The sequence below is a fragment of the Tabrizicola sp. T46 genome (assembly GCF_057219895.1).
In genome coordinates this window covers 340320-362928 of sequence record NZ_JBXVVV010000003.1, presented here as the reverse complement: position 1 = coordinate 362928, position 22609 = coordinate 340320, and the positions used below count along the sequence as shown (strand labels likewise).

Genomic DNA, 22609 nt, shown 5'->3' with positions numbered 1-22609 from the left:
TCAGGCCCGCGACTCACTCGGGCGCAGCCAGAGCCAGATGAGCGCGCCCCCGGCAAGGACAAGGAAGGGCAGCATGGCCAGGTTGACCATCTGCCATCCGGCCTCGACCGACCCACCGGCGCAGTTCATCAGCCCGCCGGACGAGAAGCTGGCCATCGTGACGCCACCGAAGACCACAAGGTCGTTCAGCCCCTGCAGGCGGCCGCGCTCTTCGGGGCGTTGGGCGCTGGTCAGCATGGTTGTCGCCCCGATGAAGCCGAAGTTCCAGCCGATCCCCAGAAGGATCAGCGCGATGAAGAAGTTCTCAAGCTGAACGCCCGCCATCGCCACCGCCCCGGCGGCCGCAAGGATCGTGAGGCCGAGCGCGATGATCCGTTCGGTGCCGTAACGGGCGATCAAGTGTCCGGTAAAGAAGCTTGGGGCATACATGGCGAGGACATGGGCCGTCACCACATCCGCCGCGTCGCCCTTGTCGAAGCCGCAGCCCACAACGGCGAGGGGAGAGGAGGTCATCACGAGGTTCATCAGCGCATAGGACACCGTGGCGCAGATCATCGCGACAAGGATCGTCGGGTTCCGGATCAGTTCGGCCCGGCTGCGGCCGAGCGGGCTGCCCGCGGCCGGGGGCTTCGGTTTGGGGATGTTGAGGGCGAAGAAGAGGACCGAGCCGAAAAGGTTCAGCAGGATCACCGCAAGGTAGGACCCAAGGAAGGGCACCGCCATCTCATCGGCCGTGACCTTCACCAGCTGCGGCCCGACGACGGCCGACAGGAGGCCCCCCGCCATGACCCAGCTTATCGCTTTCGGGCGGAAAGCATCGGAGGCGGTATCGACGGCGGCAAAGCGGTAAAAGCCGTTTGCAGACATGTAGATACCCGACAGAAGCGCGCCGATGCAGAAGATCAGGAAGCTGCCGGTGGAAAGCCCGTAGGCCCCGATTGCTGCCCCCGCAGCACCCCCGGCCGCGCCGAAGAAGAAGCCCGCCCGCCGCCCGAAGCGCTGCATCAGCATCGACAGGGGTGTCGCGGTCAGCATGGAGCCGATCACCATCATCGTGATCGGCAGCGTCGCCCAACAGACGTTCGGCGCGAGGCTGGAGCCGGCAAGGCCCGCGATGGTGAAGATCATCGGCAGCTGCGCCCCGAGGATCGCCTGGGCGGCGACGAGGACGAGGACGTTGCGGCGGGCTATAGTGTCAGTGCTCATTGACACAGGCGTAGACCTGCCGGTCGCGCAGGGCAAGGGGAGTTGCGGGCTGGCGGCATGGATGGCAGGAAGGGGCATGGTCGGAAGGATCATCCATTCGCTGGACTGCGTGGCCGAGGGGGCTGAATGGCTTGCCTCGCGCGAACCGCGTTTTGCCTATGCCCTTGAAAACGTGGACCCATTGCCGCTTCGGCGCGAGGCGGACGGTTTCGCGGCCCTGCTTCGGGCGATCGTGGGGCAGCAGGTCTCGGTCGCCTCGGCCCGGGCGATCTGGGCGCGGCTGGAGGCGATGGGGCTGACCGAGGCGGCGGCGATGGCGGCGGCCTCGGACGACGATCTGCGCGCGGCAGGGCTTTCCCGCCAGAAGATGCGCTATGGGCGGGCGCTGGCGGAGGCTGGCCTTGATTTCAATGGCTTGCGGGAAGTTCCTGATGCCGAGGTCGTGCGCACCCTTGTCGCGGTGCCGGGGATCGGGGTCTGGACGGCCGAGATCTATGCCATGTTCGCGCTGGGTCGGGCGGATGTCTTCGCGCCGGGCGACCTTGCCCTGCAGGAGGCGGCGCGGATGTTGTTCGGTCTGGAAAAAAGGCCTAGCGACAAAGACTTGCGGGCAATGGCCTTGGACTGGTCGCCCTGGCGGTCGGTTGCGGCGCGGATCCTTTGGGCCTACTACCGAGTGGCGAAGGAACGGGAAGGGATCATCTGATGCGTGAGCTGCGGTTTGCCCGGAAGGGGCCAGAGAAGGCCGGGGCGCTGGTCGTCTTCCTGCACGGCTACGGGGCCGACGGGGCGGACCTGCTGGGGCTGGCGGACGTGCTGTCCCCGCATCTGCCGGACGTGGCCTTCATGGCCCCCGACGCGCCGGAGCGCTGCGTGGGCGGCGGGTTCGGGTTCCAGTGGTTCCCGATCCCCTGGCTGGACGGCTCGCCCGTCGCGCTGGCCGAGGCGGGGCTGGATGCGGCGGCGAAGGACCTGAACGGGTTCCTTGACGACCGGCTGTCGGAAGAGGGTCTTGGACCGGAACGCCTTGTTATTGTGGGCTTTTCCCAGGGCGCGATGATGGGCCTGCACGTCGCCCTGCGCCGGGCGGAGCCGGTTGCGGGGGTGGTGGCGATCTCGGGGCGGCTACTGCGGCCAGAGGTCTTGGCTGGGGAAGTTACCGTGAGGCCCCCGGTCCTGATCATGCATGGCGACCAGGACCCGGTGGTGCCGTTCGAGGACATGGGAAAGGCCGGCAATGCGCTGGTCGGGGCCGGTGTGCCGACCTATGGGCATGTGATGAAGGGGACAGGGCACGGGATCGCGCCGGACGGGCTGGGCGTGGCGCTGCAGTTCATCAAAGAGCGGCTCGGGCAGGGTTGACGAGAGGTGAATGCGGTGTCCGACGGGGGGCTGCTGATAAGGTGAGGTGGCGGACGCAAGGCATTGGGAGCGCTGGGTTAACCGGGTTCAATCTGGCCAGGGCGCTGGTCTTCTTTCCGTCTTCCTTTGGTCTTCCTTGCGTCTCTACGCGCGGGGAGACGGTGGGCCGCTAATCATTATGGCCGAATCGGCTGGGCTGCCCCCCACCATGACGGGGGAGCGGGTGGCAAATGGCGGTGCCGTCTCTGTCAGCTCACGCTTTCCAGATAGGCCGCGCATCCGGTGAGGGCGGCGTAGTCGTCTTCGACGACGGTGACCGAGAAGTCCTGTTCCAGCAGGTCGACCCGGCGCAGTTCGCGGAATTGCTTGCCAAGGCCCAGCGTTGCGAACGAGGGCGTCATCGCCCGGGACATGCCGCCGATCAGGTAGATCCCGCCATAGGGCAGGTGGATGAGGGCGAGGTCGGCGAGCATCTGGCCAAGGATGTGGACGTAAAGCCGCGCGGCATGGGCGGCGACGGGATCACCGGCGGCAAGGGCGGCGAGGACCTCGGCCGAGGTGAGGCTGTCGGGGCGTCCGGCCTCGGTCGCGGCGAAGGCGTGGAGGTTGGCAAGGCCGCGGCCGGCGAGCACCTCTTCCACCCCGGCATGGGGGGCGTCGCCTTCGGCGCGGAGCTTGGCCTCGATAAAGCGGAGGAGGCGGAAATCCTCATCCGTCCGCACGGGCATGTTCACATGGCCGCATTCAGACGGGGGCACAACGCGGCCCTGCGGGCCGGGATGGACCGGGGCCGCGTTGACGCCAGTGCCGAGGCCCACGACCAGCATCGGCGCGCCGGTCTTGACCGGGCCGTCGATCACCCGGCGCAGGTTCGCGGCGGGGATATGCCCAAGCGCCTGACCTTGTGCCTGCAAGTCATTGAGAATGGCCACTTTCGTGGCTCCTGTCGCCCCGGATAACTTGGCCGCATCCATCACCCAGGAAAGGTTGGTCATGGTGGCGACGCCGTCCTGCACCGGACCGGCCGCAGCGACGCAGACGCCGGTGACAGTGGCCCCGGTCTGGGCGAGGAAGTCCTTCAGCACATGGGCGATGTCTTGGCCGCGCGCCTGGTATTCGGCATTGGGGAAGCGGCGGATGGACTCGAGCCGGACCGAGGCCCCCTCGGCCAGGGCCACCCGGGTGTTGGTGCCGCCGATATCGGCGAGGATGGCAAGGGACATCGGGGCCTCCCAGTCATTGCGGGCCAGAGGCCCGGATGGTCAGTCGTTGCGCGCCAGGGCGCGGGCGAGGGCGTGATAGGAGGATTTCGGCACGCGCGCCAGAGTGTCGAAGTCGACATGCACGAGGCCGAAGCGCTTTTCGTAACCTTCCGCCCATTCGTAATTGTCGAGAAGTGACCAGTAGAAGAAGCCCTTCACATTTGCCCCATCGGCGATGGCCTGTTTCGTCGCGGCGAGGTGGGCGAAGAGGAAATCCTCGCGCACACGGTCGGTTACGGCGCCATCTTCAAGTACGTCGGCATTGGCCATTCCGTTTTCGGTGACGTAGATCGGGGTCTGGCCGACATAGTCGCGCGCCATGCGGGTCAGGAAGTGATGGAGGCCCTCGGGGTAGATCTCCCATCCCATCTGGGTCTTCGGAAGGGTTCCCTGCACGTCGCGCAGACTTGGCCAGGGCGTGCCGGGGGCATGGGCGTTGAGGTGGCGGGTGTAGTAGTTCACCCCGAGCCAGTCTAGCTTCTGCCCGATGACCTCCATGTCCGCCTCCCAGCCCGAGGGCATGTGGGGGCCGAGACCTTCGAGCACAATCTCGGGGTAGGTCTGCCGCGTGATGCCTTCGATGAACCAGCGGTTGAAGATACCGTCCCAACGGGCAGCGGCCTGAACGTCCTCGGGGCTGTCGCTGGCGGGGGTCGCGTGGTCGAAGTTCAGGACAAAGCCAAGGTTCGGCTGGCCCATCCCGCGCAGCGCCTGCACGGCAAGGCCATGGGCAAGGAGGATGTGATGCATCGCGCGGGCGGCGGCGCGGATGTCGCGCAGGCCCGGGGCATGGATGCCCATGAAATGCGAGAGCCACGCCACGCACCAGGGCTCATTGATCGTGGCGATGGCGGCGACGCGGTCGCCAAGCCGGCGGGTAACGGTTTCCGAGAAGTCGGCGAAGCGGTGGCAGGTGTCGCGGTTCGTCCAGCCGCCCTTGTCGGCAAGGGCAGAGGGCATTTCCCAGTGGTAAAGGGTCTGGAACGGCTTCAGGCCGCGTTCCAGCATCCCGTCGACCAGGCGGTCATAGAAATCAAGGCCTTCAGGGTTGACGCTCACCCCGTCCGGCATGATCCGGGCCCAGGAGGTGGAGAAGCGGTAGCCGTCCATGTTGGCGGCCTTCAGGAGGTCGAGATCGGCAGGCCACTGGTGGTAATGGTCGCAGGCGACGGCACCGTTTTCGGCCCGGACCACGTTGCCGGGGGTGGCCGAGAACGTATCCCAGTGGCAGGGTCCGCAGCCGCCGTAGGCCGAGCCTTCGATCTGGTAGGCGGCGGTGGCGGCGCCGAAGACGAAGCCTTCGGGAAAGTCGAAGCGGGTGAGCATGGCGGGCCTTGGATCAGGTTTTCAGGACGGGGCCAGTGGATTGGCCGATGATGAGCTCGGCCTCGAGAAGGCGTTGCTGCGGCCCGGCCTCGGGGTGGGCGATCACATCGAGAAGCATTTCGGCGGCAAGCCGGCCCGCCTCGCGCACCGAAGAGCGGGTGGCGGTGAAGATCGGGACATCCTCGCCGTTCTTCATGTAGGAAAGGTCATCGTCGTGGATGATGATCGACACGTCGCGGCCGACGGTGAGGCCCGCGCCTTCGACCGCGCGGCGGGCGCCCATGCCGGAGATCATCGAGGAACAGAGGATCGCGGTCGGCGGGTTCGGAAGCGCAAGCATGCGCTGCACGGCGCGGAACCCGGAGATCTCGGTCATCTCGTCCGAGGTCATGAGCTGGGGATCGGGTGGGATGCCCCGGGCAGCGAGCGCGTCAAGATAGCCGGTGCGGCGGCGGATCGCGAAATCCATGAACTCAAGCCCGTTCACAAGCGCGATGCGGGTGTGGCCGAGGTCGAGAAGGAATTCGGTCGCGCGCTGGAAGGCGCGGCGGTTGTTCACGTCGAGCCAGCAGTAAGGCTCGGTCGCGCCAGTCGCCCGGCCATGCACGACGAACGGGAGCCCGATCTCGCGCAAGAGATCGATGCGGGGATCGTGGGTACGGGGGGCGTGGACGATGACGCCGTCGACGTTGCCCTTGGACTTCAGCCCGCGATAGGTGGCCTCTTCCTCGTCATCGGGGACGACGGAGAGGACCATGTCATAGTCGTTCCGGCTGTAGGTCTCGCCCGCGCCGGCGATGAAGTCGGCGAAGACGGGGTTCACGATCTCGTGCCGGCTGGCGATCGGGATGACATGGCCCACCGCCATCGCGCGGCCGGTGGCAAGGCGGATTGCGCGGGTGTTGGGGTGGTAGTTGTGCCGTTTGGCGGCTGCCATGACGCGTTCGCGCGTGGCCTCGTTGACCTCGGGATAGCCGTTCAGCGCCCGCGACACCGTCGTCGGCGAGAGACCGAGCTTGGTCGCGAGCTCCTTGAGGTTCATCGGGGCGGTTGCTCAAAACGGTTTCAATTGCCCGGACTTTAGCCAGCGTCCATCGTCACGTCAAAGTTATTTGGCGGCTTCCGTAAACGATTACGGAGCCGCACCTGCCGGAACCTTGGTCAGCTTGCCCTGTTTGAAGGCGCTTTGGATTGACTTGCAGGGCCGGATCGGCGACGCTGCGGCATCCAAAGCGGTTTGAAGCGATTCTGCCGCTGATGGGAAGCGCCCCGCCATGAGGGCGGGGAAATCGGGAGGATAAAGATGAAGACGAAACTTCTCGTCGGCGCCGCGGCGCTGGCGCTTTCGGCTGGCGGCGCGCTGGCCCAGGACTTCAAGTTTCCCATCGGCGAAGGCGCCTTCAACTGGGACAGCTACAAGGCCTTTGACGAAGCCACCAACCTTGACGGCCAGAAGCTGACGATCTTCGGGCCGTGGCGCGGCGAGGACCAGGTGCTGGTCGAGTCGATGCTGGCCTATTTCGAGGCGGCTTCGGGCGTGGACGTGAGCTATTCGTCCTCGGAAGGCTATGAGCAGCAGATCGTGATCGACGCCCAGGCCGGTTCGCCGCCGGACGTGGCGATCCTGCCGCAGCCCGGCCTGATCGCGGACCTTGCCTCGAAGGGCCTGATCAAGCCGCTGGGTGCCGAAACGGCGCAGTGGCTGACCGACAACTACGGCGCCGGCTCCAGCTGGGCCGCGCTCGGGACCTATCCGGGTGCCGATGGCGCGCCGCAGATGTTCGCCTTCCCCTACAAGGCGGACGTGAAGTCGCTGGTCTGGTATTCGCCCGACAACTTCGCCGACGCGGGTTACACCGTGCCCACAACCTGGGAAGAGCTGAAGGCGCTGACCGAGCAGATCGTGGCCGACGGCGGCACCCCTTGGTGCATCGGGCTGGGTTCGGGCGGTGCGACCGGCTGGCCGGCGACCGACTGGGTCGAGGACATCATGCTGCGCACCCAGCCGCCGGAAGTCTATGACCAGTGGACGACCCACCAGATCGCGTTCAACGACCCGCGTGTCGTGGCCGCGATCGAGGAATTCGGCTGGTTCGCCAAGAATGACGCCCACGTGGCCGGGGGCGCTGCCGCCGTTGCCACGACCGACTTCCGCGACAGCCCGAAGGGTCTGTTCTCGTCGCCGCCGCAGTGCTTCATGCACCGCCAGGCGTCGTTCATCCCGTCGTTCTTCCCGGAAGGGACCGAGCTTGGGACCGATGCCGACTTCTTCTACTTCCCGGCTCCGGCCGAGGGTGGTCTGGGTGCACCGGTTCTGGGCGGTGGGACGCTTGCGTTCATGATGACCGACAACGAAGCCGGCAAGGCCTTCATCGAATGGCTGAAGACGCCGATCGCGCATGAAGTCTGGATGGCGCAGTCGGGCTTCGTCACCCCGCACAAGGGTGTCAACAGCGAGCTTTACGGCTCGGCCGCGCTGAAGAAACAGGGCGAGATCCTGTCGAATGCGACGACCTTCCGCTTCGACGGGTCGGACCTGATGCCGGGCGCCGTGGGTGCCGGGACCTTCTGGACCGCGATGGTCGACTTCGTGAACGGCAAGTCGGCGCAGGAAGTGGCCGACGCGGTCGAGGCCTCGTGGCCGAAGTGATCCGGCCTTAGGGCCCTTTGGCCCGGCGCTTGACCGCGCCGGGCCTTGCCGTCGCCGCAAGAAGCGACAGGCGATCTGCTCGTCCGGCCGAGACCGGATGGTGCAGGACAGAACGAATTCTCGCGGCTTGGGAGGGGCGCATGGATCCGGCACTGCAGGCAGTCATCACCATTGCCGTGGGTGTGGGCGGATGCCTCGCCTATTTCTACGGGTCGAACCTTTTCCTGGACAAGGTGCTGTTTCCGGCGCGCGGACCGCATGCAGGGCGGAACATCAACCGGGCGAACATGATCCGCCCCTGGCTGTTCCTGTTCCCGGCGGTGGTGGCGCTTGGCCTTTACCTTGCCTATCCGGTCTTTGCGACGCTGTACCTGTCCTTCACCACAGACGGTCCGGCCAACACGCGCGCCTTCGTGGGGCTGGCGAACTACGAACAGATGTTCGGAGAGCCGAAGTTCTGGGAATCGATGCGCAACAACATGCTTTGGCTGATCGTGGTGCCCGCCGCCTCGACCGCCTTCGGCCTTCTGGCCGCGCAGCTGACCGACCGGATCGCCTGGGGGAACATCGCGAAATCGCTGATCTTCATGCCGATGGCGATTTCGTTCGTCGGCGCCTCGGTGATCTGGAAGCTGATCTACGATTCCCGCGATGCCAACGTGCCCCAGATCGGGCTTCTGAACGCGATCTGGATGCAATTCGAGGGTGGCTTCTGGTCGATCCTGTTCCTGAAGATCGTGCCGGTGATCCTGCTTCTGGGCTTTGCGGCTGCGGTGGCCTGGGGTGCCTGGGTGCTGGTGCGGCCACTGGTGCAGGGGGGCGAGGGGCGCCCGAAGGGGGCTGTGCAAGGCCTGCTGCGCGTGGGCTTTGCGCTGATTGCCGCCTGGCTGGTCGTCGTGGCGCTGACCTGGGCCTTCGGGGCGGCAACGGCCCAGCACACCTATGGCCAGCCGAAGCAGTTCCTGGTCATCCCGTTCTGGAACAACTTCTTCCTGATGGCGGTCCTGATCTGGATACAGACCGGCTTTGCCATGGTGATCCTGTCCGCCGCGCTCCGGGGCGTGCCGGAAGACACGATCGAGGCCGCGATCATCGACGGGGCGAACCCGTTCCAGATCTTCTTCAAGATCAAGATGCCGCAGATCATGGGCACCATCGTCGTCGTCTGGACCACGATCACCATCACCGTGCTCAAGGTCTTCGACATCGTGCTGGCCATGACCAACGGCCAGTTCGAGACGCAGGTGCTGGCCAACTACATGTATGACAAGCTCTTCCGGGCCAATGACTGGGGCGTGGGGTCGGCCAGTGCCATGATCATCATGCTGCTCGTGACGCCGATCCTGGTCTGGAACGTCATGAACGCCCGCAAAGAAATGCGCTGAGGGGGACAGGGTCATGGACAATATCGTTGGCAAGAAGTCCGGCCTGACCTGGGCAGTCCACATCTCCACGGCACTTCTGGTGCTTTTATGGGTGATCCCGACCTTCGGGCTTTTCGTCTCGTCCTTCCGGACGGGCGACCAGATCGTGTCCTCGGGCTGGTGGCGGGCGCTTTCGACGCAGGAGCAGCAGCTGTCGCCGATCCGTATCGGTGGCGACATCGTCGAACGCGACGGCCTGTTCCTGATCGAGGGCAATCTCTTCACCAACGCGGGCACCGTGGTCAGCGCCTGGGGCACGAATGTGAACCGGCCGACCGAGTTCGCCCCCGGGGATACGGCCACGCTGGACGGCGGGCTGTCGCTGACCGTGGGGGCGGACGGGGCCTTTGTCCTGTCCTCGGCCTCGACGCTGGACGGCGTTCGCCTGCCGCGCGTGTTTACCACAGCAGCGACCCCGCCCGACTTCACGACCGAGAACTACCGGACGGTGCTGTTCAGCCCTCTTGCCGGGCAGACGATCTTCCAGGCCTTCATGAACACGGCCACGGTGGCGATCCCTGCGACGATCATCCCGATCCTGATCGCGGCCTTTGCCGCCTATGCGCTGGCCTGGATGGAGTTTCCGGGCCGTGCGCTTCTGATCGCGGCGATCGTCGGGCTGCTTGTCGTGCCCTTGCAACTGGCGCTTATCCCGCTTTTGCAGTTCCACAATGCCATCGGGATCGGGAAGGGCTACCTTGGCATCTGGCTGGCCCATACCGGGTTCGGGTTGCCTTTGGCGATCTATCTCTTGCGCAACTACATGGTCGGCCTGCCGCGCGACATCATCGAGAACGCCAAGGTCGACGGGGCGACGGATTTCCAGATCTTCGTCAGGATCATCCTGCCGCTTTCCTTCCCGGCTCTGGCAAGCTTTGCGATCTTCCAGTTCCTCTGGACGTGGAACGACCTTCTGGTGGCGCTTGTCTTCCTTGGCACCGGCAATGACCAGCAGGTGCTGACCGGCAACCTCGTGAACCTCATGGGCTCCCGCGGGGGGGATTGGGAAATCCTGAGCGCCTCGGCCTTCGTGTCGATTGCGGTGCCGCTGATCGTCTTCTTTGCGCTGCAGCGCTTCCTTGTGCGCGGGCTTCTGGCGGGGTCGGTGAAGTGACGCTGATGGAACGCGACGGGCGCAAGGTGCTGGCGGCGGACCCGGAGTGGTGGCGCGGGGCGGTGATCTACCAGATCTATCCGCGCAGTTTCCAGGATTCGAATGGTGACGGGATCGGCGACCTTGCCGGGATCACCGCGCGGCTGGAGCATGTGGCCAAGCTGGGCGCGGATGCGATCTGGATCAGCCCGTTCTTCACCAGCCCGATGAAGGACTTCGGTTATGACGTCAGCGACTATTGCGACGTCGATCCGATGTTCGGGCAGCTTGCCGATTTCGACGCGCTGGTGGCGCGGGCGCATGACCTTGGCCTGCGGGTGATGATCGACCTCGTGCTTTCCCACACCAGCGACCAGCATCCCTGGTTCAGGGAAAGCCGGAAGGACCGGACCAATGCCAGGGCGGACTGGTATGTCTGGGCCGAGCCGCGCCCGGACGGGACGCCGCCGAACAACTGGCTGTCGGTCTTTGGCGGGTCAGCCTGGGAATGGGACAGCCGACGCGAGCAGTACTACCTGCACAACTTCCTCACGTCGCAGCCCGACCTCAACCTGCACCACGTGCCCGTGCAAGAGGCGCTTCTGGACGTCGCGCGGTTCTGGCTGAAGCGGGGCGTGGACGGGTTCCGGCTGGACACGATCAACTTCTACTTCGCCGACAAATACCTCCGCGACAACCCGAGCCTGCCGAAGGAGCTGCGGAACGACAGTATCGCGCCGTCGGTGAACCCTTACAATCACCAGCTGCACCTGTTCTCGAAGAACCAGCCGGAAAACCTTGAATTCCTGCGGAAATTCCGTGCCGTCCTGAACCCCTACAATGCCGCCGCCGTTGGCGAGGTGGGGGATGCCCAGCGGGGCCTTGAGATCATGGCCGAGTATACCTCGGGCGGGGACAAGGTGCAGATGTGCTACCCGTTCGAGATGTTGCAGCCCAAGCGGCTGACGGCGGAGGGACTGGTCGAGACCTTCGCCCGGATGCAGGCCGCCGCGCCGGATGCCTGGCCCTGCTGGTCCTATTCGAACCACGACACGGTGCGCCACTTAACCCGCTGGGGCCTGACGGAAGAGGCGGCCAAGACTTATGCGACGCTTCTGGTCTGCCTGCGCGGCTCCTTGTGCCTTTATCAAGGTGAAGAGCTGGGGCTGCCGGAATCAGAGCTGGCCTTCGAGGAGTTGCAGGACCCCTACGGCATCCAGTTCTGGCCCGAATTCAAGGGCCGTGACGGGGCGCGGACGCCGATGGTTTGGGTCACGGACAACGACAATGGCGGGTTTTCGGCCGGAAAGGCCTGGCTTCCGGTGAAGCCGCCACATTTGCCGCTTTCGGTGGCCAGACAAGACCGCGACAATACCTCGGTCCTTGCACATTACCGCCGTGCCTTGGCCTTCCGCCGCGCCTATCCCTCTCTGCGCAACGGCTCGATGGACGACATCGCCGCTGCGGGTGGGGTAACGAGTTTCAGGCGCAGGGGGGATGAAGATCTCTTCTGCGCCTTCAACCTTGAGGATACCGTGGCCGAGATCGGCCTGCCCGAGGGAACCTGGACGACAATCGGAACAGACCTGGGAAGCCAGACCGCAAGCGGGGGCCGCGTGACGCTGGGCCCCTGGGGGATCTGTCTGGCAAAGCGGGCGTGAGGAGGGGAGACTGACATGGCCGATCTGGTCCTGAAAAACGTCGAAAAGGCCTATGGCGAGGTCAAGGTGTTGAAGAACATCAACCTCGACATCAAGACGGGCGAGCTGATCGTCTTCGTCGGCCCCTCGGGCTGCGGCAAGTCCACGCTTCTGCGGATGATCGCGGGGCTGGAGCGCATCACCGGCGGTGAGTTCACCATAGACGGGGTGCGGATGAACGACGTGCCCCCCGCGCAGCGCGGGATCGCGATGGTGTTTCAGTCCTACGCGCTTTACCCGCACATGACCGTACGCGAGAACATGAGCTTTGCGCTGAAGTTGGCCAAGAAAAGCCCGGCCGAGATCACTGCGGCGGTCGACAAGGCGGCGCGCATCCTGCAGCTGACGCCCTACCTTGACCGCCTGCCGAAGGCGCTGTCCGGCGGCCAGCGGCAGCGCGTGGCGATCGGCCGGTCGATCGTGCGTGACCCGAAGGTCTATCTTTTCGACGAGCCGCTTTCGAACCTGGATGCGGCCCTGCGCGTGGCGACACGGATCGAGATCGCGCAGCTGAAAGAGGCGATGCCGAATTCGACAATGATCTACGTCACCCATGACCAGGTCGAGGCGATGACGCTGGCAAGCCGGATCGTCGTCCTGACCGTGGGGCAGGGGATCGGGCAGGTCGGCACGCCGCTGGAGCTTTACGAGCGGCCGCAGAACGAGTTCGTTGCGCAGTTCATCGGCAGCCCCGCGATGAACCTCATGCCGGGCGAGATCACCGGGACGGGGGAGATCACGACCATCGCGCTCGCTGGCGGCGGGACGGCGAAGTCGACGATCCCGACGCAGGCGGCCGACAAGGGGCTGAAGGTCAACGTGGGCGTGCGGCCTGAGGATTTCGTGGCGACGGATGGCGAGGCGATCTATTCCGGCAAGGTCGAGATCACCGAGGCCCTGGGCGAGGTCACCCAGCTTTACTTCGAAAAGCATGGCCGCGAGACGCCGATCATCGCCAAGCTTCCGGGCATCCATCCGCAGCTGCGGCACCAGTCGGTCAAGCTGACGGCGGACCCGAAGAAGGTCCACCTCTTTGCGAACGGGCAGTCGCTGCTTTACCGGTAAGGGAAGGCCCATCGCTACGGCGGCGGGCTTGCATCGTTCCTTCCGCGCGGGCAGGTTGGCCGAAACGGGGAACGGTCATGGTCAGCGTCACGGACGAGATGGTGGAGACCTACCAGCGCGAGGGGGTCGTGCTGGTCAAGGGCCTGATGGACGACTGGGTCGAGATGCTGCGCGCCGGGGTGGCGCGGAACATGGCCGACCCGGGCCAGCCGATGCCGACCCTGAAACCGGGCGAGGCGGGGCGGTTCTTCGATGACTACTGCAACTGGAACCGTATCCCCGAATTCGCAGCAGCGATCCGGCAGTCACCGGCGGCCGCGGTGGCGGGGCGGCTGATGGGGTCGGAGCGGGTGCAGCTTTTCCACGATCATGTCCTGGTGAAGGAACCGGGGACGGCGAAGCCCACGCCCTGGCACAGTGACGGGCCCTACTATTTCGTCGAGGGGCGGCAGACGGTCAGTTTCTGGATCCCGCTCGATCCGGTGAAGGAGGCGTCCCTGCGCTGCGTGGCGGGGTCGCATCTTTGGGAGAAGGATGTCCTTCCGACCCGCTGGATGGCCGAGACGAACTTCTATCCGGGCGAGCACGACTACATGCCCGTCCCTGACCCCGAGGCCGAAGGGATGGTGATCCGGGAGTGGGAGATGGAGCCGGGCGATGCGGTGGCCTTCCATTTCCGCACCCTGCACGGAGCGCGGGGCAACCTTGCCGCGACCCGGCGGCGGGCGTTTTCGCTGCGGCTCGTGGGCGAGGATGCCCGCTATGTGGAGCGGCCGGGGCCGACGTCGCCCCCATTCCCCGGGCATGGGATGAAAGCCGGAGAGCGGCTGCGGGAGGACTGGTTTCCGGTATTGTCGGCGGGATAAGCGGTAAGTGACCACAGTGGTCAGAATCGGATATGTGATGAGTATCATGTACTTAGTTGTGGACGTTCAGGATTTCTTAATCCGCGCGCAGCAGGGCGGAAGGCTGTTCTCCGGGCAAGGGCGACAGGCATGACCACCGAACCGCGCCCGAAACGCTACCCGCCGCCAGAGTTTCCGCCACGGCGGCCCGCCACTTTCGCCAAGACCCCGCCGGCGATCTTTCCGCCCATCCTTGGGCTTCTGGGCCTTGCCATCGCCCTGCGGCTGGCGTTGGGGCAACTTGCCCTTGATCCCGGTGTGGCGGACCTTTTGGCCGGGGTTGCCGTTGCGCTGTGGCTTTTTGCGGCCGTCGCCTATGGGGTGAAGATCGTCCGGCGGCCTGGGGTGGTGGTCGAGGACCTGCGGGTCCTGCCGGGTCGGTCAGGGCTTGCCGCGATGACGATGGGCGGAATGGCCGCTGCGACGCTGGTCGCGCCGCATGCGACGGGTTGGGCGCAGGGGCTGATCGTCGTTGCGCTGGCGGGACATGCGGTGCTGGCAGTCCTGCTTTTGCGGCTTCTGGCGGGGCTTCCGCCCGAAGCCCGGCAGGTGAACCCCACGCTGCACCTGAGCCTTGTCGGCTTCATCGTGGCCGGTCCGGCGGCGGTTCTTGCGGGATGGCCGGGGCTGGCGATGGTGCTTTTCTGGGTGACGCTGCCGGTCGCCTTGGTGATCTGGGGGCTGAGTGTCTGGCAGTTTGCCAGGGTCGTCCCGCCGCCGCCGCTGCGGCCCTTGCTCGCGATCCATGTCGCCCCTGCGGCGCTCTTGGCCTCGGTGGCGGCCCTTCTGGGGCTGGTCACGCTGGCGATGGGTCTGGCGATTGGCGGGATGGCGCTGGCGGTGGTGCTGGCAGTCTCGGCCCGGTGGCTGCTCGGGGCCGGGGTCACGCCGATGTGGGGGGCGCTGACCTTTCCGCTGGCGGCGCTTGCGGCGGCGCTGATCCGGGTGGGGGGTATCTGGCAGAACGTGGGGATCGGCCTGACGGTGCTGGCGCTGGGGGTGATCCCGGCGATCCTGTGGTGGGTCCTGAAGCGTTGGCCGGGGGGCAAGCTTGCGGCGGTGACGAACGCGGCGGAGGCGTGAGGCGCGGCGGTCCTCCTCGTGCGCCTTCGGCTTCTCGTCGTGAGGCTGCCCTCGCGAGGAGTGCCGAAGGCATCGACGAGCGGGTGCGTCAGATCAGGGCGACCCAGGCGCGGGCGAGGGCGAGGCCGTGGGCGTCGGCGGCTTCGCCTCGGGCGCGCGCAAGGTCGGGGTGGGCGGCGATCCAGCCCGGTGCCATGCGTTCGGTCGCCTCGGGGAAGGTGCGGGTCCAGTCCGCCACCACTGTCCGGCTCGCCTCGAAATGGAACTGGGTGCCATAGGTGGCACGGCCGATGCGGAAGGCCTGGTGGCGGGCGGTGGGGCTATGGGCGAGGTGCAGGGCACCCTCGGGCAGGGTGAAGGTGTCCGAGTGCCATTGGAAGATCGGGAAGCTTTGCGGGAGAGTGCCAAGGACCGGGTCGGTTCGGCCTGCTTCGGTGAGAGTGACATCGACCCAGCCGAATTCCGGCGCGGTGCCGAGGTGGTTCTCCGCCCCGAAGGCGCGGGCGAGGACCTGGCTGCCGAGGCAGATGCCGAGGACCGGCTTGTCGGCGGCCGTGTAGGCGGCCATCAGGTCGGCGAGATGCGGCAGGTAGGGGTGTGTGTGGTCGTCGCGTGCTGACTGTTCGCCGCCGAAGACGATCAACGCGTCGGCATCGGGGCTGAGGGGCAGGGGTTGGCCCGCAAAGGGACGGTAGAGGTCTACCAGCGCGGCGGCCTCATGCAGCGCGACGCCGACCTGGCCGTGGTGGGTGATCCTTGTGTTCTCGACGATGGCGACGCGCATGGGGCCCCTCTTGGCTTGCCGGGGTAATCTGCACGGGGAGGCGGTGGGTGCAAGGGGTGCCAGAGGCCCCGGATCAGGTCGGGGGCGGGGTTCCTTTTGCTCTTGCGTCCGGGCTTGGGGCATGAAATGGGGAACCGCCAAACGACGCTTGCTCCCGGAGGGAATTCCCATGGAGATTCGTGAGGCTCTTACCTTTGATGACGTCCTTCTGGTGCCTGCGGCATCGAGTGTCCTGCCGTCGGACGCGGATACCTCGACCTTCGTGACGAAGGCGATCCGGATGAACATTCCGCTCCTGTCCAGCGCGATGGATACGGTGACCGAAGGCCGGATGGCGATTGCCATGGCGCAGGCGGGGGGGATCGGTGTGATCCACCGGAACCTCGACCCCGAGGCGCAGGCGCGCGAGGTGCGGCGGGTGAAGCGGTTCGAGTCCGGCGTCGTCTACCAGCCGATCACGCTGACGCCGGACCAGACGCTGGCGGATGCCAAGGCGCTGATGGAGCGCTATTCCATCACCGGTTTCCCGGTGGTGGACGAGAAGGGCCGGGTCCTTGGGATCGTGACCAACCGGGACATGCGCTTTGCCAGCGATGACAAGACGCCGGTGCGGGTGATGATGACCAGCGAAAACTTGGCGATCCTGAAGGAACCCGTGGACCGGGCCGAGGCGATCAGCCTGATGAAGGCGCGGCGGATCGAGAAGCTTCTGGTCACGGATGGGGCGGGGAAGCTGACGGGGCTTCTCACGCTGAAGGACACGGAAAAGAGCGTGCTCAATCCGCAGGCCTGCAAGGACGAGCTGGGGCGGCTGCGGGTGGCGGCGGCCTCGACGGTGGGGGATGCGGGGTTCGAGCGGAGCCAGGCGCTGATCGATGCGGGCGTGGACCTTGTGGTGATCGACACGGCGCATGGGCATTCCGAGGGCGTGGCCAAGGCCGTGGAGCGGATCAAGCGGTTGTCGAACAAGGTGCAGGTCATCGCCGGGAACGTGGCGACAGGCGAGGCGACGCGGGCGCTGATCGGCGCCGGGGCTGATGCGGTGAAGGTGGGGATCGGGCCAGGGTCCATCTGCACGACGCGGATCGTTGCCGGGGTTGGCGTGCCGCAGCTGACGGCGATCATGGATTCGGCCCGAGCGGCGGGGGACGTGCCGGTGATCGCGGACGGCGGCATCAAGTATTCCGGCGATTTCGCCAAGGCGATCGCGGCAGGTGCCTCCTGCGCGATGGTGGGCAGCGCGATCGCGGGGACGGATGAAAGCCCCGGTGAGGTGATCCTGTGGCAGGGCCGGTCCTTCAAGGCCTATCGCGGGATGGGCAGCCTTGGCGCGATGGCGCGGGGGTCGGCGGACCGGTATTTCCAGAAGGATGCGGCGTCCGACAAGCTGGTGCCGGAAGGGATCGAGGGGCAGGTGCCTTACAAGGGCAGCGCCGCGGCGGTCATCCACCAGATGGTCGGGGGCCTGCGGGCGGCGATGGGCTATACCGGCTGCGCGACGATTGCCGAGATGCGGACGCAGTGCCAGTTCGTGCGGATCACCGGGGCGGGGCTGAAGGAAAGCCATGTCCACGATGTGCAGATCACACGGGAAAGCCCGAACTACCGGGTGATGTGATGGTTCCTCTCGGGCGGGCGCGATGACACCGGGCGCGCGGCTTTCGGCGGCGATCGGCGTGCTGGACCGGGTGCTGGCGGGCGAGCCGGCGGAGAAGGCGCTGACCAACTGGGGCCGGGCGAGCCGGTTTGCGGGTTCGGGTGACCGGGCGGCAGTTCGGGATATCGTCTATGACGCGTTGCGGAGGAAACGGTCGGCGGCGGCCCTCGGGGGCGGCATGACCGGGCGCGGGCTGGTGCTGGGCCTGATGCGCGAGGCGGGGAGCGAGCGGCTCTTCTCGGGCGAGGGTCATGCGCCACCGCCACCCGGGGCGGGCGAGGCGGGCCGTGCGGCGGAGGGGGCCGAGGCCCTGGACCTACAGGACTGGCTGGTGCCGCTATTGCGCGAGAGCCTGGGACCAGAGCTGGAAGCGGCGGCAGCGGCCCTGCGCCAGCGGGCGCCGGTGTTCCTGCGGGTAAACCTGCGGAAGACCGATCCTGCCGGGGCGGTCGCCGCGCTGGCCGCCGAGGACATCGTGGCGGTGCCGCATCCTCTTGCCGCTTCGGCGCTGGAGGTGACGGGGAACGCGCGGAAGGTGCAGGCCTCGGCCGCCTACCGCGACGGGCTTGTGGAGTTGCAGGACGCCTCGAGCCAGGCGGTGGTCGCGGCGCTGCCCTTGGCGGAAGGGATGCGGGTGCTGGATCATTGCGCGGGAGGCGGGGGCAAGACGCTGGCGATGGCAAGCCGGGTGGACCTGCGCCTTTGGGCGCATGACGCCGCCCCGCGCCGGATGGCCGACCTGCCGGAGCGGGCGCGGCGGGCGGGGATTGCGGTGACGGTGACCGAGAGGCCCGAGGCGGCAGCGCCTTTCGATCTGGTGCTGGTCGACGCGCCCTGCTCCGGCTCGGGCAGCTGGCGGCGCGACCCGGAAGGCAAGTGGGCCCTGACGCCTGAACGGCTGGAGGAGCTGGTGTCGGTGCAGGCCGCTATCCTCGACCGAGCGGCGGCGATGGTCGGGAAGGGTGGCGCCCTCGCCTATGCCACCTGCTCACTCCTTGCGGTCGAGAACCGGGCACAGGTTGACCGGTTCCGTGCCCGGCAGGGCGGATGGGTCTGGGAGGCCGAACGGTCGTTTTCTCCGCTGGAGGGTGGCGACGGATTCTACGTCTGCATTCTCAGGCGAGCCTGAGCCCCGACACTCAACCCTTGCGCGCAGACGGGATGCCGGTATCGTTGGGAAGCGGTTAACCCGCACTTAACCCTTTCCCGGCAAGGCTGGCACGGCCGAGGTGCAGTAAGGGCAGGGCAGTGACACAGTCGGTTCGAAGGGCGATGGCTGGATTGGCGCGCATGACGGTGACCGGACTGGTCATGCTGTCGGCCATCGGCCTTGCGCTTTTGCTGATCTGGGATGCGGATGTGCCAGGCCTTGGTCCGCTGGCGGGGCTGACAGGGCTGACGGTGCTTATCGCCACGGCCATTCTTGCGATGCTTCGCCTTCTGGCAGGGGCCCGCGCTGTGGTCGAACGGCGTGACAGCTTTGCCGTGATGGGCGCCGACAGCGCGCCGTGCTTTTCAACCGATGACGCGGGACGGATCATCCTGCGGAATGCGGCAGCCGAAGCGCGGTTCGGAGATGCGCCGGACGGCATCGTCGCGGCGCTGGGTCAGGTGACGCTGTTTCCCGGATCGATTCTGACGCGGCTTCTGGAAGAGGCGCGCCGCGATGGTGCCGCACGGCAGGATCTGCCGACCGCCGACGGGATGTTGCGCCTTGCCGTGCACCGGTTCGGGGAGGACCGGTTCCTCTGGCGGGTTGACGCGTTCGGGCACCCTGCAGCGGGATCACCCGTCGCACCAAGACCGGAAGTGCCGACCGGGCGCGACGGCGGGCCGACGGATCTGGAGGAGGTTCCGGTCGCTCTTCTGTCGCTGGGCCCCGATGGCATCCTGCGTAGCGCCAATCGCGCGGCGCGGGACCTACTGTGGCAGGGCGACCTCAGGGCCGCGATGTTCCACGACATCTTCGAAGGTCTGGGACGGCCGGTGTCCGACTGGCTGTCGGATGTGGTGACCGGGCGGCTTTCCGCGGGGTCCGAGGTGCTGCGTGTCCGGCAGGCGCGGGAAGAGACCTTCCTGCAGGTCACCCTCAGCCGGTTCGACGAGGGGGGGCGACCGGGCGCGCTGGCTGTCCTGAACGATGCGACGCGGCTGAAGACGCTGGAGGCGCAGTTCGCCCAAAGTCAGAAGATGCAGGCGATCGGCCAGCTTGCAGGCGGAATCGCGCATGATTTCAACAACCTCCTCACCGCAATCGCGGGGCATTGCGATCTTCTTCTCTTGCGGCATGGCCCGGAGGCACCGGACTTTGCCGACCTTGAGCAGATCCGCCAGAACGCTAACCGGGCGGCGGCGCTGGTCGGGCAACTTCTGGCCTTTTCCCGCAAGCAGACGCTGAAGCCCGAGCGTCTGGACCTTGAGGATGTGCTGTCCGATCTTGCCCATCTTCTGAACCGGCTGGTCGTGGAACGTGTGGAGCTCCGCCTTGAGCATCTCGGGCACCAGACCGGCCGGACCCTGGGACATATCCGGGCGGATCGCCGGCAACTGGAACAGGTCCTGATCAATCTTGCGGTCAATGCGCGGGACGCGATGCCGGCAGGCGGCAGCATCCTGATCCAGACCGAACCCGTGACGCTGGGCGAGCCCCTGCGGCGCGACCGCGCCTCGGTCCCGGCGGGGGATTACTCGGTGATCCGGGTGATCGACCAGGGATCGGGGATCGCGCCCGAACATCTTGAAAAGATCTTCGAGCCGTTCTTCACCACGAAACAGATGGGCGAGGGGACGGGGCTTGGCCTGTCGATGGTCTATGGGATCGTCAAGCAGTCCGGCGGGTTCATCTTCGTCGATTCCAGCCCCGGGAAAGGCGCGACCTTTTCGCTCTACTTCCCGGTCTTTGAGGGCGAGACGGTGGTGATCAGCCCTGCGGCGCCGGACCCGCGCCGGGCCACGCTGCGGCAGGGCGACGGTGTCGTGCTTCTGGTCGAGGACGAAGCCCCGGTCCGCGCCTTCGCGGGGCGTGCGCTGCGGCTGCGGGGCTACACGGTGCTTGAGGCGGCGGATGCCGAAGAGGCGCTGTCTCTCCTCAACGATCCGGGGCTAGAAGTCGATGTCTTCGTGACCGACGTGGTCATGCCGGGGATGGACGGGCCGTCCTGGGTGCGTCAGGCGCGCGAGACGCGGCCGAATGCGCGGGTGGTCTTCATGTCGGGCTATGCCGAGGACAGCCTGTCGGAGGAACAGGCTCGGATCCCGAATTCCGTCTTCCTGCCGAAGCCGTTTTCGCTGAACCAGCTGGCCGAGACGGTGCAGGGGCAGTTCCATTAGCGGTGCGAGGCTGCGCGTCGCCTCCTAGTGCGCCTTCGGCTTCTCGTCGTTTGGGGCAGGCGAGGAGGGTCGGAGACGCCGACTAGCCTGCATGGGACACGGGGACCTAGCCTTTGAGGATCCGGGCAACTTCCGGGGCGAAATAGGTGAGGATGCCGTCGCAGCCGGCGCGCTTGAAGGCGATCAGGCTTTCCAGCATGGCCTTTTCGCCGTCGATCCAGCCGTTCGCCGCCGCCCCCCTGATCATCGCGTATTCGCCCGAGACCTGGTAGGCGAAGGTCGGCGCACCGAAGGCGTCCTTCACCCGGGCGCAGATGTCGAGATAGGGCATCCCGGGCTTGACCATCACCATGTCGGCCCCTTCGGCGAGGTCGCGGGCGACAAGGCGCAGCGCCTCGTCCGAGTTGGCCGGGTTCATCTGGTAGGTCTTCTTGTCGCCCTTGAGCGCCCCCGTCGCACCGACCGCATCGCGGAAGGGGCCGTAGAAGGCGCTGGCGTATTTGGCGGCGTAGCTGAGGATCGCCACGTCCTTGTGGCCTGCCGCCTCGAGTGCGGACCGCATGGCGCCGATGCGCCCGTCCATCATGTCGGAGGGGCCAAGGATATCGGCCCCGGACTCGGCCTGGGCGAGCGCCATCCTGACCAGCGCCTCGACGGTTTCGTCGTTCAGGATCACGCCGTCGACGACAAGGCCGTCATGGCCGTGGGCATTGTAGGGATCGAGGGCAACGTCGGTCATCACCGCCACCTCGGGCACCGCCGCCTTGATCGCCCGGATCGCGCGGTTGGCGAGGTTGTCGGGGTTCCAGGCCTCGCGACAGTCGGCGGTCTTCAGCGCGGGATCGGTGTAGGGAAAAAGGCAGACGGCCGGGATGCCAAGATCGGCGGCCTTTTGCGCGGCCTCGACCACCAGATCGACGCTGAGGCGTTCCACCCCCGGCATCGAGGCGATCGGTTCGCGCTGGCCGGCTCCATCGCGGACGAAAAGCGGCCAGATCAGGTCAGCGGCAGACAGCGTCACCTCTTGCGTCAGCGCCCGCAGCGCCGCAGTACGCCGGTTGCGGCGAAAGCGCGTCAGCGGGAAAGGGGCGTGGACTGGCTGCATGGCGGACTCCGTGGCCTGGGACGCAAGCGGGGGCTTGCAGCCCGACTGTCTGCCTGCCATGGAAAAGGCCGGGCCTCAAGATATCTAAGCGGGGCAGACCGGGACATAAGGCAGGGACGGCACGCAACGTGGAGCTGATCGATACCGTTTTCGAAGTCATCGACATGCGTTCGTTCTCGAACCTCTGGTACTGGATCGTCCTTGCAGCGCTGTGGTCTTCGGTCAGTTACTGGGTCCTGGGCGTCCCCTTTGACCTGATCCAGCAGGCCCGCCGGGAGGGTGGGCAGGTCCAGCAGGACATGCAGGACCTGGTGCGCATCAACACGACCCGCCTTCTGATGATGGTCGAGCGCGGAGGAGCGATCGCTGTTGCGCTGCTGTGCTTCTGGGTCACGGGACTTGGGCTGATGGCCTTCTACTACGATGTCGAATTCGCCCAGGCGGTGTTTCTGTTGCTGGTTCCACTGTCGCTCGTCGTCTGGCAGAGTATCCGGGTCAGCCGCCAGCTGGTCGGCAGCGAGGTTGATGCCGAAGGGCTTCACCGGTCGCTGATCCGGCACCGGCGGGTGACCCAGGTCATAGGCATGCTGTCGATCTGCGTCACCGCACTTTACGGCATGTGGCAGAACACCAGCGTTTCGATCCTGCACTGAGAGC

The 22609-nt window shown here is 66.4% G+C and carries 19 protein-coding genes; 13 read left to right on the top strand and 6 right to left on the bottom strand.

From position 1 onward, the window contains the following. Complete coding sequence (locus tag AC2D9V_RS14595) at window positions 1–1206, bottom strand: MFS transporter (protein WP_484714815.1); 1206 nt, start codon at window positions 1204–1206, stop codon at window positions 1–3. Window positions 1207–1282: 76 nt separating this feature from the next. Here AC2D9V_RS14595 and AC2D9V_RS14590 point away from each other — a divergent pair, with 76 nt between their 5' ends. Together AC2D9V_RS14590 and AC2D9V_RS14585 are read left to right on the top strand one after the other, a co-directional pair. Continuing rightward, window positions 1283–1912 (top strand): DNA-3-methyladenine glycosylase family protein, encoded by a 630-nt coding sequence (locus AC2D9V_RS14590; RefSeq protein ID WP_484714814.1) that lies wholly within the window; start codon window positions 1283–1285, stop codon window positions 1910–1912. Beyond that, entirely contained in the window at window positions 1909–2568 is a 660-nt protein-coding gene (locus AC2D9V_RS14585; RefSeq protein ID WP_484715019.1) for an alpha/beta hydrolase, read from the top strand. Before AC2D9V_RS14590 ends, AC2D9V_RS14585 begins: the two co-directional genes overlap by 4 nt. A gap of 248 nt (window positions 2569–2816) precedes the next feature. Here AC2D9V_RS14585 and AC2D9V_RS14580 read toward each other — a convergent pair whose 3' ends face one another. Genes AC2D9V_RS14580 through AC2D9V_RS14570 form a run of 3 tightly spaced genes read right to left on the bottom strand, consistent with a single transcriptional unit; the run spans window position 2817 to window position 6198 of the window. Continuing rightward, window positions 2817–3791, bottom strand: coding sequence for a glucokinase (locus AC2D9V_RS14580; RefSeq protein WP_484714813.1), 975 nt, complete (start codon window positions 3789–3791; stop codon window positions 2817–2819). Window positions 3792–3830: 39 nt separating this feature from the next. Then, a complete protein-coding gene (locus AC2D9V_RS14575; RefSeq protein WP_484714812.1) occupies window positions 3831–5156 on the bottom strand; it encodes a GH1 family beta-glucosidase in 1326 nt (441 codons plus the stop codon). A 13-nt stretch (window positions 5157–5169) separates the two neighbouring features. Beyond that, window positions 5170–6198 (bottom strand): substrate-binding domain-containing protein, encoded by a 1029-nt coding sequence (locus tag AC2D9V_RS14570; protein ID WP_484714811.1) that lies wholly within the window; start codon window positions 6196–6198, stop codon window positions 5170–5172. A 261-nt stretch (window positions 6199–6459) separates the two neighbouring features. Here AC2D9V_RS14570 and AC2D9V_RS14565 point away from each other — a divergent pair, with 261 nt between their 5' ends. From AC2D9V_RS14565 to AC2D9V_RS14535, 7 genes are all read left to right on the top strand, one after another. Beyond that, a complete protein-coding gene (locus tag AC2D9V_RS14565) occupies window positions 6460–7806 on the top strand; it encodes an ABC transporter substrate-binding protein (protein ID WP_484714810.1) in 1347 nt (448 codons plus the stop codon). A 140-nt stretch (window positions 7807–7946) separates the two neighbouring features. Next, window positions 7947–9191: a carbohydrate ABC transporter permease gene (locus tag AC2D9V_RS14560; RefSeq protein WP_484714809.1), complete on the top strand. Its 1245-nt coding sequence runs from the start codon at window positions 7947–7949 to the stop codon at window positions 9189–9191. Window positions 9192–9204: 13 nt separating this feature from the next. Next, window positions 9205–10344 (top strand): carbohydrate ABC transporter permease, encoded by a 1140-nt coding sequence (locus AC2D9V_RS14555; RefSeq protein ID WP_484714808.1) that lies wholly within the window; start codon window positions 9205–9207, stop codon window positions 10342–10344. Window positions 10345–10349: 5 nt separating this feature from the next. Continuing rightward, window positions 10350–11984, top strand: coding sequence for an alpha-amylase family glycosyl hydrolase (locus tag AC2D9V_RS14550; protein WP_484714807.1), 1635 nt, complete (start codon window positions 10350–10352; stop codon window positions 11982–11984). A gap of 15 nt (window positions 11985–11999) precedes the next feature. Next, complete coding sequence (locus AC2D9V_RS14545) at window positions 12000–13088, top strand: ABC transporter ATP-binding protein (RefSeq protein WP_484714806.1); 1089 nt, start codon at window positions 12000–12002, stop codon at window positions 13086–13088. Window positions 13089–13165: 77 nt separating this feature from the next. Continuing rightward, the gene (locus tag AC2D9V_RS14540) at window positions 13166–13954 is read left to right on the top strand and encodes a phytanoyl-CoA dioxygenase family protein (RefSeq protein WP_484714805.1); all 789 of its coding nucleotides are present in this window, start codon (window positions 13166–13168) and stop codon (window positions 13952–13954) included. A gap of 129 nt (window positions 13955–14083) precedes the next feature. After that, entirely contained in the window at window positions 14084–15076 is a 993-nt protein-coding gene (locus AC2D9V_RS14535; protein ID WP_484714804.1) for an SLAC1 family transporter, read from the top strand. A gap of 88 nt (window positions 15077–15164) precedes the next feature. Here the strand turns inward: AC2D9V_RS14535 and AC2D9V_RS14530 are convergent, their stop codons facing one another. After that, the gene (locus AC2D9V_RS14530; RefSeq protein ID WP_484714803.1) at window positions 15165–15860 is read right to left on the bottom strand and encodes a type 1 glutamine amidotransferase; all 696 of its coding nucleotides are present in this window, start codon (window positions 15858–15860) and stop codon (window positions 15165–15167) included. A 169-nt stretch (window positions 15861–16029) separates the two neighbouring features. On the opposite strand from AC2D9V_RS14530, the gene guaB reads away from it, so the two are divergent. The 3 genes from guaB (at window position 16030) to AC2D9V_RS14515 (ending at window position 20847) form a co-directional block, all read left to right on the top strand. Further along, the gene (gene guaB / locus AC2D9V_RS14525) at window positions 16030–17478 is read left to right on the top strand and encodes an IMP dehydrogenase (RefSeq protein WP_484714802.1); all 1449 of its coding nucleotides are present in this window, start codon (window positions 16030–16032) and stop codon (window positions 17476–17478) included. Window positions 17479–17500: 22 nt separating this feature from the next. Beyond that, entirely contained in the window at window positions 17501–18646 is a 1146-nt protein-coding gene (locus tag AC2D9V_RS14520; RefSeq protein ID WP_484714801.1) for an RsmB/NOP family class I SAM-dependent RNA methyltransferase, read from the top strand. Window positions 18647–18945: 299 nt separating this feature from the next. Further along, window positions 18946–20847: an ATP-binding protein gene (locus tag AC2D9V_RS14515; protein ID WP_484715018.1), complete on the top strand. Its 1902-nt coding sequence runs from the start codon at window positions 18946–18948 to the stop codon at window positions 20845–20847. A 106-nt stretch (window positions 20848–20953) separates the two neighbouring features. Here the strand turns inward: AC2D9V_RS14515 and hemB are convergent, their stop codons facing one another. Continuing rightward, window positions 20954–21952 carry a porphobilinogen synthase gene (hemB, locus tag AC2D9V_RS14510; RefSeq protein ID WP_484714800.1) on the bottom strand — a complete coding sequence of 333 codons (999 nt, stop codon included), beginning with the start codon at window positions 21950–21952 and terminating at the stop codon, window positions 20954–20956. Window positions 21953–22080: 128 nt separating this feature from the next. On the opposite strand from hemB, the gene AC2D9V_RS14505 reads away from it, so the two are divergent. After that, a complete protein-coding gene (locus AC2D9V_RS14505) occupies window positions 22081–22605 on the top strand; it encodes a component of SufBCD complex (RefSeq protein ID WP_484714799.1) in 525 nt (174 codons plus the stop codon). The last annotated feature ends 4 nt before the right edge of the window (window positions 22606–22609 follow it).

Coding starts and splice junctions, on each gene's coding strand:
- AC2D9V_RS14515 (WP_484715018.1), top strand. CDS start 18,946: ATGCTTCGCCTTCTGGCAGGGGCCCGCGCTGTGGTCGAACGGCGTGAC.
- AC2D9V_RS14520 (WP_484714801.1), top strand. CDS start 17,501: ATGACACCGGGCGCGCGGCTTTCGGCGGCGATCGGCGTGCTGGACCGG.
- AC2D9V_RS14545 (WP_484714806.1), top strand. CDS start 12,000: ATGGCCGATCTGGTCCTGAAAAACGTCGAAAAGGCCTATGGCGAGGTC.
- AC2D9V_RS14540 (WP_484714805.1), top strand. CDS start 13,166: ATGGTCAGCGTCACGGACGAGATGGTGGAGACCTACCAGCGCGAGGGG.
- AC2D9V_RS14570 (WP_484714811.1), bottom strand. CDS start 6,198: ATGAACCTCAAGGAGCTCGCGACCAAGCTCGGTCTCTCGCCGACGACG.
- AC2D9V_RS14590 (WP_484714814.1), top strand. CDS start 1,283: ATGGTCGGAAGGATCATCCATTCGCTGGACTGCGTGGCCGAGGGGGCT.
- AC2D9V_RS14530 (WP_484714803.1), bottom strand. CDS start 15,860: ATGCGCGTCGCCATCGTCGAGAACACAAGGATCACCCACCACGGCCAG.
- AC2D9V_RS14565 (WP_484714810.1), top strand. CDS start 6,460: ATGAAGACGAAACTTCTCGTCGGCGCCGCGGCGCTGGCGCTTTCGGCT.
- AC2D9V_RS14560 (WP_484714809.1), top strand. CDS start 7,947: ATGGATCCGGCACTGCAGGCAGTCATCACCATTGCCGTGGGTGTGGGC.
- AC2D9V_RS14580 (WP_484714813.1), bottom strand. CDS start 3,791: ATGTCCCTTGCCATCCTCGCCGATATCGGCGGCACCAACACCCGGGTG.
- hemB (WP_484714800.1), bottom strand. CDS start 21,952: ATGCAGCCAGTCCACGCCCCTTTCCCGCTGACGCGCTTTCGCCGCAAC.
- AC2D9V_RS14550 (WP_484714807.1), top strand. CDS start 10,350: ATGGAACGCGACGGGCGCAAGGTGCTGGCGGCGGACCCGGAGTGGTGG.
- AC2D9V_RS14575 (WP_484714812.1), bottom strand. CDS start 5,156: ATGCTCACCCGCTTCGACTTTCCCGAAGGCTTCGTCTTCGGCGCCGCC.
- guaB (WP_484714802.1), top strand. CDS start 16,030: ATGGAGATTCGTGAGGCTCTTACCTTTGATGACGTCCTTCTGGTGCCT.
- AC2D9V_RS14555 (WP_484714808.1), top strand. CDS start 9,205: ATGGACAATATCGTTGGCAAGAAGTCCGGCCTGACCTGGGCAGTCCAC.
- AC2D9V_RS14535 (WP_484714804.1), top strand. CDS start 14,084: ATGACCACCGAACCGCGCCCGAAACGCTACCCGCCGCCAGAGTTTCCG.
- AC2D9V_RS14595 (WP_484714815.1), bottom strand. CDS start 1,206: ATGAGCACTGACACTATAGCCCGCCGCAACGTCCTCGTCCTCGTCGCC.